The 10,876-nt window shown below is 35.2% G+C and carries 10 protein-coding genes and 1 other annotated feature; of the genes, 8 read left to right on the forward strand and 2 right to left on the reverse strand.

The features are described from left to right. Positions 1-30: 30 nt before the first annotated feature. Entirely contained in the window at positions 31-516 is a 486-nt protein-coding gene (locus AC3ASS_RS04360) for a LiaI-LiaF-like domain-containing protein (protein ID WP_488282286.1), read from the reverse strand. Between the two features lie 193 nt (positions 517-709). Between AC3ASS_RS04360 and hemA the strand changes: the two genes are divergently transcribed. The 8 genes from hemA to ysxE all read left to right on the forward strand — a co-directional run bounded on the left by hemA (position 710) and on the right by ysxE (position 9,990). Continuing rightward, positions 710-2,044 carry a glutamyl-tRNA reductase gene (gene hemA / locus AC3ASS_RS04365; protein ID WP_488282287.1) on the forward strand — a complete coding sequence of 445 codons (1,335 nt, stop codon included), beginning with the start codon at positions 710-712 and terminating at the stop codon, positions 2,042-2,044. Positions 2,045-2,056: 12 nt separating this feature from the next. Then, complete coding sequence (locus tag AC3ASS_RS04370) at positions 2,057-2,890, forward strand: cytochrome C assembly family protein (protein ID WP_488282288.1); 834 nt, start codon at positions 2,057-2,059, stop codon at positions 2,888-2,890. A gap of 18 nt (positions 2,891-2,908) precedes the next feature. Further along, complete coding sequence (hemC, locus tag AC3ASS_RS04375; protein WP_488282289.1) at positions 2,909-3,838, forward strand: hydroxymethylbilane synthase; 930 nt, start codon at positions 2,909-2,911, stop codon at positions 3,836-3,838. Continuing rightward, on the forward strand, positions 3,835-4,617 hold the full coding sequence (locus AC3ASS_RS04380) for a uroporphyrinogen-III synthase (protein WP_488282290.1): 783 nt from the start codon (positions 3,835-3,837) through the stop codon (positions 4,615-4,617). The genes hemC and AC3ASS_RS04380 overlap by 4 nt, the downstream gene beginning before the upstream one ends. After that, entirely contained in the window at positions 4,614-5,591 is a 978-nt protein-coding gene (hemB, locus tag AC3ASS_RS04385; RefSeq protein WP_488282291.1) for a porphobilinogen synthase, read from the forward strand. Before AC3ASS_RS04380 ends, hemB begins: the two co-directional genes overlap by 4 nt. Before the next feature lie 17 nt (positions 5,592-5,608). Beyond that, positions 5,609-6,901 carry a glutamate-1-semialdehyde 2,1-aminomutase gene (gene hemL, locus AC3ASS_RS04390; protein ID WP_488282292.1) on the forward strand — a complete coding sequence of 431 codons (1,293 nt, stop codon included), beginning with the start codon at positions 5,609-5,611 and terminating at the stop codon, positions 6,899-6,901. Between the two features lie 871 nt (positions 6,902-7,772). Beyond that, positions 7,773-8,912 carry a stage VI sporulation protein D gene (gene spoVID, locus AC3ASS_RS04395; protein WP_488282293.1) on the forward strand — a complete coding sequence of 380 codons (1,140 nt, stop codon included), beginning with the start codon at positions 7,773-7,775 and terminating at the stop codon, positions 8,910-8,912. Positions 8,913-8,976: 64 nt separating this feature from the next. After that, positions 8,977-9,990, forward strand: a complete 1,014-nt coding sequence (gene ysxE / locus AC3ASS_RS04400) for a spore coat protein YsxE (RefSeq protein ID WP_488282294.1) — start codon at positions 8,977-8,979, stop codon at positions 9,988-9,990. Between the two features lie 24 nt (positions 9,991-10,014). On the opposite strand, the gene AC3ASS_RS04405 is transcribed toward ysxE, so the two are convergent. After that, positions 10,015-10,206 (reverse strand): hypothetical protein, encoded by a 192-nt coding sequence (locus AC3ASS_RS04405; RefSeq protein ID WP_488282295.1) that lies wholly within the window; start codon positions 10,204-10,206, stop codon positions 10,015-10,017. Positions 10,207-10,394: 188 nt separating this feature from the next. Continuing rightward, positions 10,395-10,621: a binding site (T-box leader), on the forward strand. Positions 10,622-10,876 lie beyond the last annotated feature (255 nt).

Raw genomic sequence — 10,876 nt, forward strand, 5'->3', positions numbered from 1 at the left:
AATTTGGACACCCTTTTTCTTATGGAAGCTTTATTTTCTTTTTACAAATAGAAAGTATCCACCAATTAACATTAATATAATTGGCCAAATATTCAGTAGCATGGACATGCTATTTTCTAATAATCCGAACCATTTTGCAATTTCGTCATAAAAAAGTTGCATTAAGGCAAGAATAAGGAATAATAAACCAAAAAAGAATCCTTGATTCGTTTTTTGATGTTTAAGAAAAAAGCCTAGCGAAATGATTAATAGGAACGCTCCAATATGATCAGGCCAAATATTAACTTTATGGACGACGTGAAAATGGATGCCAAGTCCAAGAAAAATCACACCTGGAAGAATAGATTCGTATTCTTTCCCGATATAAGCTTGTAGTGTAAAAGCTATACCAATAATAAATAAAAGTGTCGGCCAGCTATAAAACCCTTCGATTAGTTGGATATTGGATCGTTGTAAGAAAAAATACAATCCAAACCCAAGTAAAATAAAGCCAGGAAACAATGGATGTTTTTTCATATACATACACTCCACATATTTGCTTGATATATTGTTCTATTTTTGATAACGTACATAAAGGAGTTAAACGCAGTTATTTATGTAATCATCTTAACATAATTTTCATTTTCTGTTCACAATTGAACATTCATTATTATTTTAGAAATGTTATAATTAAGAAAGATGAGACTAAGCCTTAGGGGTGTAATAGATTATGCATATCATCGTAGTTGGTTTAAATTATAAAACGGCCCCAATTGAAGTTCGAGAACGTGTTTCGTTTCAAGAAGAAACGTTACAAGCTGCAATGGCAACCTTACAGAAGAAGAAAAGCATCTTAGAAAATATCATCGTTTCTACATGTAATAGAACTGAAATATATGCCGTTGTGGACCAATTGCATACAGGAAGATACTATATTAAAAACTTTATATCTGAATGGTTTCAAATAGATCCGGAACAAATCGTTCCATATTTATTTATATACGAAAATGAGGCTGCTTGTCAGCATTTAATGAAAGTCACTTGTGGATTAGATTCCATGGTGCTAGGAGAAACGCAAATTTTAGGACAAGTACGAAACAGCTTTTTAACGGCACAAGAAATTGAAACCAGCGGCACAGTATTTAATCAATTATTTAAACAAGCGATTACGTTAGCGAAAAAAGCTCATTCCGAAACAGAGATTGGTTCAAATGCCGTTTCAGTCAGTTATGCAGCAGTAGAGTTAGCGAAGAAAATATTCGGGTCCTTAGATGGTAAGCATGTGCTTGTTTTAGGTGCCGGAAAAATGGGCGAATTAGCTATGAAAAACCTGCAAGGTAACGGTGCTACAAAAATTACTGTTATCAATCGTACGTATGAAAAAGCCCAAGCTGTCGCGGAGCGTTATCACGGATCAGCAAGAACAATGAATGAGCTTCAATGTGCTCTATTAGATGCAGATATTGTCATAAGTTCTACAGGGGCAAACCATTATGTCATTACAAAAGACTTAATGGAACATGTTGATCGTTTACGAAAAGGAAAACCGTTATTTATGGTTGATATTGCGGTTCCTCGCGATCTTGAACCATCGATTTCAGACATACCGGGTGTTTTCTTGTATGACATCGATGACTTAGAAGGAATTGTAGAAGCGAATTTAGCTGAGCGTAAAAAAGCTGCGGAAGCTATTTACTTAATGATCGAAGAAGAAATAGTTGAATTTAACCATTGGCTAAATATGCTAGGTGTAGTTCCGATTATTTCTGCGTTGCGTGAAAAAGCATTAGCCATTCAGGCAGAAACGATGGAAAGTATCGAACGGAAAATGCCAAACTTAACAGAACGAGAAAAGAAAATATTAAATAAACATACGAAAAGTATTGTAAACCAACTGTTAAAAGATCCGATTTTGCAAGTAAAAGAAATGGCAGGAAGCAAAGATGCCGAACGTTCATTGGAGTTATTTAAAAAAATCTTTAATTTAAATATAGAAACTGAAGAAAAACAGCAATCAGAAACAGCGAAATCGGAAACAGTTCCGAAAGCTTCTTATCAATTGTAAGCGGGGTTTCCTATGGTTGATGTATATATGACGAGAATGCATGAATTAATGATCATTCTATATGCCGCTAGTGCCTTCGCTTATTTTATAGATTTTTTTTATAACAACCGGAAGGCTAAGCAATTCGCCTTCTGGTTATTGGCAATTGTTTGGATCTTACAAACAATTTTTTTATTTATACAAATGATTGTAACTGGGAGATTTCCTGTATTATCGATTACAGATGGCCTATATTTTTATGCGTGGGTATTGGTAACACTTTCTTTATTTGTGCAAAAGTTTTTGAAAATTGAATTCATTGTATTTTTTACTAATATTTTAGGATTCATTGCCATTGTCATACATACTTTTGCACCGAATCGTATGGCTACTAACGTAATGGCAGATCAACTAGTTTCAGAGTTGCTTTTCATTCATATAACGATGGCGATTTTGTCCTATGGTGCGTTTACATTATCGTTCATTTTTTCAATTTTATACTTAATTCAATACGATTTGTTGAAACGTAAAAAATGGGGGAAAACGCTTTTAAGGATTCAAGATTTATCGAAGTTAGAGCATTTAGCTTTTATATTAAGCGTCATTGGACTCCCTCTTTTATTATTTAGTTTAATTTTAGGCATTCAATGGGCATATTTAAAAATTCCTAATATGACTTGGTTTGATTCAAAAGTTCTCGGGTCATTTATTGTCATCATCGTATATTGTATTTATTTATTTGTAAAAATGAGAAAAGAAATGTATGGGAAAAATTTAGCTCTATTCAATGTCGCTTCGTTTCTAATTGTTCTAATTAACTTTTTCTTATTTGGAAGACTTTCTTCGTTCCATGATTGGAACAACTAAGCGTTATAGGAGGATTTTATGAGAAAAATTATTGTTGGTTCTAGAAGAAGTAAGCTTGCATTAACGCAAACTAAATGGGTTATTGAGCAACTGAAAAAAGCAGGAGCCCCCTATGAATTTGAAATAAAAGAAATCGTTACGAAAGGCGACAAAATTTTAGACGTCACCCTTTCAAAAGTTGGTGGAAAAGGACTATTTGTAAAAGAAATTGAAGCGGCATTATTGAATAAAGAAATTGATTTTGCTGTACATAGTATGAAAGATATGCCAGCCATTCTTCCTCCGGGGTTAACGATTGGAGCGGTCCCGCCACGGGAAGATGCAAGAGATGTATTAATTTCAAAAAATAAACAAACGTTAAACGAGTTACCTGCTGGATCTATTATTGGCACAAGTAGTTTACGAAGAAGTGCTCAACTTTTGGCGATGCGAAATGATATTGAAATTAAATGGATTCGTGGAAACATTGATACGAGAATCAATAAATTGAATACGGAAGACTATGATGCCATTATTTTAGCTGCCGCCGGTTTAAAACGAATGGGCTGGAGCGATGAAGTGGTAACAGAATACATAGATTCTACTACTTGTGTACCTGCCGTTGGACAAGGTGCTTTAGCCATTGAGTGTAGAGAAGATGACGAGGAACTCATTCAGCTACTGCAATCCATTAACTGCGAAAAAACGAACAAAGCTGTTCAAGCAGAAAGAACATTTTTACATCGAATGGAAGGAAGTTGCCAAGTACCAATAGCTGGGTATGCGGAATGGGATGAGCAAGACATTCGATTGACAGCACTTGTAGCTTCCCCAGATGGTAAAACAGTATATAAGGAAACTATTAGCGGTAACGATCCTGTAGAAATTGGAAATATGGCTGCGAATCGACTCATTGAAAAAGGAGCTAAACAATTAATTGACAAAATTGTAAAGGAACTTCAAAAATGAGTTCTCTGCCTTTAGAACGAAAAAAAGTTTTAATTACACGTGAACAATCACAAGCAACATCATTGGCGAAACAATTAATTCAAGTTGGGGCAACACCTGTGATTGTCCCGCTAATCGCTTTTCGAAAGCTTCAGCTAGATCCATTGATTCTTGAGTCGATTCCTACATACGATTGGCTCTTGTTTACCAGTCAAAATGGTGTCACGCATTTTTTTCAACAATTTGATCATGAACAATTATCGTTTTTGGACAAGGTAAAAATTGCAGCTGTCGGGACAAAAACAAAAGAAAAACTATTACAGTTTGTAGATAAAATCGATTTTGTTCCGACAAAGTTTACGGGTGATGATTTAGCAGAGGAATTAAAAAAAGTTTGTTCTTGCGATGAAAAAATATTGCTTGTTAAAGGTAATTTAGCAAGAAATGTCATCGTGAAAGAATTAAGCGAAAGCGGTTATGATATTCAAGCTGTTACCGTCTATGAAACATATTTACCAATAGAAAATAAAGAATTGCTTTCACAAGTGCTAACAAATGAAAAAATTGATATTATTACATTTACAAGTCCATCGACAGTAGAGCATTTTGTTCATATATTAGGAGAAGATCAAATTGAACAAGTTTTATCAGGAAAAGTGATTGCATGCATCGGTCCAATCACAGAAAGAAAAGCGAAATCATATGGAATTGCCGTTCATGTGAGCCCGAAAACGTATACGACCGAGCAACTAGTTGAAGAACTTGTCCAATTTTATTTAAATGAGGAGGAAAAAGAATGAGAGACTTATATTTTGATCGTCATCGCCGTTTACGCCAATCCCCATATATGAGAGATTTAGTAAGAGAAACACATTTAAGTGTAAATGATTTTATTTATCCATTATTTGTCGTGGAAGGGGAAAATATAAAAGAAGAAGTATCTTCCATGCCTGGAGTTTATCATATTTCTATGGACTATTTAAAAGAGGAAATGGATGAAATTGTTTCACTAGGTATCAAATCCATCATTTTATTTGGTGTTCCAAAAGAAAAAGATGCATATGGAAAAGAAGCATACAATGATAACGGAATTGTGCAAAAAGCAACAAAATACATTAAAGAACATTATCCAGAAATCATAGTCGTTGCCGATACTTGTTTATGCCAATATACTGATCATGGACATTGTGGTATCGTCGAAGAAGGAAAAATTTTAAATGACCCAACTCTTGATTTATTAGCTCGTACAGCAGTAAGTCAAGCAAAAGCAGGTGCTGATATTATTGCGCCATCGAATATGATGGACGGATTTGTCGCAGCCATTCGTGCAGGATTAGATGAAGCAGGATTTCACGATGTACCAATAATGTCATATGCAGTAAAATATGCTTCTGCTTTTTACGGTCCTTTCCGTGATGCTGCTCATAGCGCTCCGCAATTTGGTGATCGAAAAACATACCAAATGGACCCAGCAAATCGTTTAGAAGCAAGACGAGAAGCAGAATCTGATGTGTTAGAAGGAGCAAATTTCCTTATCGTGAAACCAGCCTTATCATATTTAGATATTGTAAGAGAAGTTCGTGATCAATTTAACGTTCCTGTTGTCGCTTACAATGTAAGTGGTGAGTACTCTATGATTAAAGCAGCTGCACAAAACGGTTGGGTGAATGAAAAGGAAATCGTTCTTGAAATGTTAACAAGTATGAAAAGAGCCGGTGCGGATTTAATTATTACATATTTTGCGAAAGATGCGGCTCGTTGGTTAAATGATTAAACAGGAGTTGAAATGTGATGAGATCATTTGAAAAATCGAAACAAGCCTACGAAAAAGCTGTTACATTAATGCCTGGCGGTGTTAATAGTCCTGTTCGTGCTTTTAAATCTGTTGATATGGACCCGATTTTTATGGAACGTGGAAAAGGATCAAAAATTTACGACATCGACGGAAACGAATATATTGACTATGTATTATCTTGGGGTCCATTAATTTTAGGTCACGCGAATGACCAAGTGGTTGAAGCAATCAAAAAAGTTGCAGAGTCTGGGACAAGCTTTGGCGCACCTACATTAATTGAAAATCAGCTTGCAGAACTTGTAAAAGAGCGCGTTCCGTCCATTGAAATTATTCGTATGGTTTCATCCGGGACGGAAGCAACCATGAGTGCGCTTCGTCTAGCAAGAGGTTATACAGGTAGAAATAAGATTGTTAAATTTGAAGGTTGTTATCATGGACATGGAGATTCACTTCTTATTAAAGCTGGTTCAGGAGTAGCAACCCTAGGTTTACCAGATAGTCCTGGTGTACCGGAAAGTGTTGCGAAAAATACAATCACTGTTCCATATAATGATTTAGAAAGTGTGAAATATGCTTTTGAACAATTTGGAGAAGATATTGCCTGTGTTATCGTAGAACCAGTTGCCGGAAATATGGGTGTTGTTCCACCAGTGGAAGGCTTCTTACAAGGGTTAAGAGATATTACGACACAATACGGCGCATTGCTTATCTTTGATGAAGTTATGACTGGTTTCCGCGTTGATTATCCATGTGCACAAGGATATTTTGGTATCACTCCAGATTTAACATGTTTAGGTAAAGTTATTGGAGGAGGATTACCAGTTGGTGCATATGGTGGTAAAGCTGAAATTATGGAAAAAGTAGCACCAAGCGGACCTATTTATCAAGCTGGTACATTATCTGGAAACCCGTTAGCAATGACTGCGGGTTATGAAACTTTACGTCAATTAACTCCTGAAACGTATAAAGATTTTGTGAAAAAGGCAGACCGTTTAGAGGAAGGCATTCAACAAGCAGCTAACAAATACGACATTCCGTTAACGTTTAACCGAGCTGGGTCAATGATCGGATTTTTCTTTACGAATGAAAAAGTAATTAATTACGAAACAGCAAAAACAAGCGATCTTCAGATGTTCGCTAAATATTACCGTTATATGGCAGAAGAAGGCGTATTTTTACCACCTTCTCAATTTGAAGGATTATTTTTATCCACTGCACATACGGAAGAAGATATTGAGAAAACAATTCAAGCAGTGGAAAAAGCATTTGACCGCTTACGAAATGAATAGTCATTGTAATAGCTGTCTCTATATAGAGGCAGCTTTTTTAATGGAAATTAGGTGGATTAGCGATTGAGTGCCGATCTCTATGTTATTTCGTTATTTAGAAAACATATAGTTTGTAAGCTATGAAGTGAAATTACTTGTAACTGAACTTAAAATTTTTGCAACTTGAACATCCTTTTTAATTTTTATTTGTGTGGTCAAAAAAATTTGCAACAATTATTTTGCTTCTTGTAAGATTCCATTCAAAATTTGTAACTTGTACATGGTTACTTGAAAGTTTTTAATAAATATTTGTAACTTACACATGCATACAACTTGTGATAAAAAAGTATTTGCAACTTCGAAAGAAAAACTTGTAACTGTGTGAAAAAATCTTGTAACTACCTAAATATTATTTGCAACCACCCTCAATAAATTTGTAAGTTGAACAAAAACAATGAATTTTTACAGAGGAAGATATGGCTGGTGGCCAATTTCAACATAATGAAGAGGATATTTGCAACTTATATACTCTAATTTGTAAGTAGCATCTATAATTTTGCAACTTTCCCTCGCCTAACAAGGTGTACTCGAAGTCGTATTTGCAACTTCGAAAGAAAAATTTGTAACTTCCAGAAAAAAACTTGCAACTTCAAAAAATAACTTGCAACTACATTAACAAACTTTTAGCCTTACAGAACTAGCAGCTTCGCCAAAATTCTGCAACTCTAGTGAAAAATTTGCCTCTAGTTTACAACTCATTTTTCGTAATAAAGCCCCCTCATAAAAACGCTTTTCCTCATGCGCAAAAGGATTGGTTAGCATAATTTTCTTCTAAGATTCATAAAATGTACTAAATGATTGTTTATAGATATTTATGGGAGGAGGAACAGTTTTGCAACAAGGAGGGAAGAATGCTACATTACGGTTTTCGCTAGAAGAATCCGTATGGTTCCATAAAGGTCAAGAAGTTGCTGAGTTAGTTAGTTTATCCCTTGAACCAAATGTGACGATCCAAGAAAATGAGCAATATATAACCATTCGAGGATCCCTTGATATGACTGGTGAATATCGAAAATTGGCCGATGAAACAGAAAGCGACATTCAAAACTATTTACAACCACAGCATAAGTATGTCCACCAAGTAGACGAGCGGGAAGAAGGATTATGTGAATTTTTCCATCCGTTCCCTGTGGATATTACGCTTCCAAAAAACAGGGTTAGAAGTTTAAATGAATTAAATATTCATATTGATACGTTTGACTATTCTTTGCCAGAGAAATCTTGTTTAAAATTGGTCGCCGATTTATACATTACAGGAGTGTACCAAGAACAACAATCACGTGAAGAGGACTCATTTACACAAGAGAAAGAAGTTCAGGAATCATCCAATGAGGAAGAATATTCTTTTTGGAATCCAATGATGACAGATCGCCAAGAATTTATCAATGAGTCAAGCGATGAACCTTCACTCTTTACATTTTCAGCACAAGCGAAAAAAGAAAAAAATATTGAAGAAGAGCAAGAAAATGAGCAAATACAAAGTGAGCAACCAGTTTTTGCGGAGACAAGAAATGAAATGCAAGAAGAAGTTCTCATGCGCCACGCCAAAGACGATGAATCTTTAGAGAAAAAACGAGCAGAATCTTCTAGCTCGGATGTAAAATACTTAGAAATTGAATCAGAAGAAGAAGTCGACCAAGAAATGCAAGAAGAACAAGAAATAGTGGAGGAAGAAATTTCAGTCGCGGAAGATAAAGACGACAAAAACGTATCCGTAAAATCGAAGAAGAAAAAGAAAAAAGGAAAATATGAAGTTATTTCACTCACAGACTTTTTTGCAAGAAAAGATGATAGTGAACCGGCAAAATTAAAAATCTGTATCGTTCAACAGGGGGATACGTTAGAATCAATCGCAGAACGGTATGAGGTTACTCAGCAACAAATATTACGATTGAACCATTTAGAACCTCATCAAGATGTTTCTGAAGGTCAAGTATTATATATACCTGTCCAATATTCAAAAACTCGCTAAAAAGAAACGGGGACATCCCGTTTCTATCTGTTTTTACGTTACATTGAGGCGAAGGGAGAACGAAATGAGAGATGATATCACCTTCATTCGTCAGTTGATGTTACCCTATCAATTAAATGTTTATGATTTTAAAGAAAAAGGAAAAATCCGTAAACTGTATACAGATAAAGGTATATTTGCTTTAAAAGAGTTGCATCGCCCAAGTGATGTTCATTTTATTAGATGGTTAAGAGAGTTATACTTTTCCGGTTATCCCAAAATTGTCCCAATTATCCCGACACTGGAAGGAAACAACATCGTTTATTCCCAAAATCGTGCCTTCTATTTAATGCCATGGTTAAATAGTGGAAAAGCAATGCCGCGAAAGGATAAAGTAGACTTTATGTTTAAAGAAGCAGCACGCATCCATGCGATGACTGTAAAAAATGTTGTCATTTTAGAGGAAGAAAGTAAATCCTATTATGAAAAATTAAAAAGAGCTATAGAAGAAGATTTGTCTTTTTGCGAGGGTTGTGTTGAACAATTTGAAAATCAATGGTATATGTCACCGTTCGAATTACAATTTTGCACTTATTTTAATGAAATATATAAGGCATCGATGTATGCGTTGCGTTCGTTAGAAAACTGGTATGAAATCGTGAAAAATGAAAAAAAAATACGGATGACTATTGTTCACGGAAAACTTTCTCCAGACCACTTATTATTTGATGAAAGAGGATATTCATACTTTATAAATTTTGAAAAATGCAGGCAAGACCTACCAATCTTTGATCTTTACCCCTATATTAAACAAAGCTATCAAACGCATCCTCTTTCTTCTATTTCCATTGACTGGTATAAAGGGTATTGTAAATATTTCCCTCTTAAAGAGGAAGAAGAAAATCTATTAAAATGTAGGCTTGCTCGACCCAAGGAATTAGTGAAAGTGGTCCAACATTATGTCCAAAATAAAAATCGTAATGAAAGAGAATATACAATGAAGCTACAAAAAGAATATTGGCATTTTAAAAATATTGAATCTTTTATTATGAAAATAGAAGAATTCCGCCAATCAAAAAGTGAGGATATAAGTACGTAAATGTACCCTATATCCTCATATCTTTTATATCCATTCAAAATATAAAGCTACCGCGATAAAAATAAAAATAAACAGTAAGACAACATCCAATGTTGTTGGGATGATTAATGTTCGAATGGCTTGGAAAATTGTAAATGGGATGATTAATTGTTTTGTTACGGCGCGAACTGTTCTTAACCAAGGCGGCAATAAAAAAGGGTTATATCTTCTCCTCATGTTTCTCCATCTCCTCCCATCCGCCGGTGCAATCAACCGAATAGCTCTTTTGTTATTAAAATATGTATTCATAGGAAAACAGTGAATATGCACGCTTGTATAAAAAAAAAGCGAATAAAGAAGGAAATTTTCGGCGATAATGATTGACGAAAAAGAAAAAATACCATATATTATTTTAATAAATAAAGATAAAGGCAAAGATAGGGAGTAGTACAATAGCTCTCTGTTTTCAGAGAGGGAAACAATTTGGTGAGAGTTTCCTAAACAGATCTGTTGGAAGTCGCCCTTGAGCTGCTTTTGTGAACATTAGTAGCAAAAGCCGGTGAAGAACCGTTATTTCATTGAGAGCCGTGTAAAAATATTTTTGCATGTGAAAAAAGGTGGTACCGCGAAATCAACTCCTTTCGTCCTTTTACGAAAGGAGTTTTTTATGTGCGCCCGGCATGTACATGAACTATAGGGTGTAAGTCCCGAACCCCGAAGACAGAAGTAGAGGTTAGCCAAGAGCAAGGGTGTCCGTGGTGACGCGGAATCTGAAGGAAGCTGGAGGCAAAACACCGGTCCGAGGAACACGAACCTCATATAAGGCTAGATATGATTGAGTGAGTTTGCATAACAAAACAAAGCTCTTTCTGTCGAAGGTCATATCGAGTAAATGAGGCGGATAGAT

Source organism: Bacillus sp. JST-5, assembly GCF_057747715.1.

What these genes read in the sequence shown, in the direction of transcription:
- AC3ASS_RS04360 (WP_488282286.1), bottom strand. Translation starts at nt 516, where the DNA reads ATGAAAAAACATCCATTGTTTCCTGGCTTTATTTTACTTGGGTTTGGA.
- hemA (WP_488282287.1), top strand. Translation starts at nt 710, where the DNA reads ATGCATATCATCGTAGTTGGTTTAAATTATAAAACGGCCCCAATTGAA.
- AC3ASS_RS04370 (WP_488282288.1), top strand. Translation starts at nt 2,057, where the DNA reads ATGGTTGATGTATATATGACGAGAATGCATGAATTAATGATCATTCTA.
- hemC (WP_488282289.1), top strand. Translation starts at nt 2,909, where the DNA reads ATGAGAAAAATTATTGTTGGTTCTAGAAGAAGTAAGCTTGCATTAACG.
- AC3ASS_RS04380 (WP_488282290.1), top strand. Translation starts at nt 3,835, where the DNA reads ATGAGTTCTCTGCCTTTAGAACGAAAAAAAGTTTTAATTACACGTGAA.
- hemB (WP_488282291.1), top strand. Translation starts at nt 4,614, where the DNA reads ATGAGAGACTTATATTTTGATCGTCATCGCCGTTTACGCCAATCCCCA.
- hemL (WP_488282292.1), top strand. Translation starts at nt 5,609, where the DNA reads ATGAGATCATTTGAAAAATCGAAACAAGCCTACGAAAAAGCTGTTACA.
- ysxE (WP_488282294.1), top strand. Translation starts at nt 8,977, where the DNA reads ATGAGAGATGATATCACCTTCATTCGTCAGTTGATGTTACCCTATCAA.
- AC3ASS_RS04405 (WP_488282295.1), bottom strand. Translation starts at nt 10,206, where the DNA reads ATGAGGAGAAGATATAACCCTTTTTTATTGCCGCCTTGGTTAAGAACA.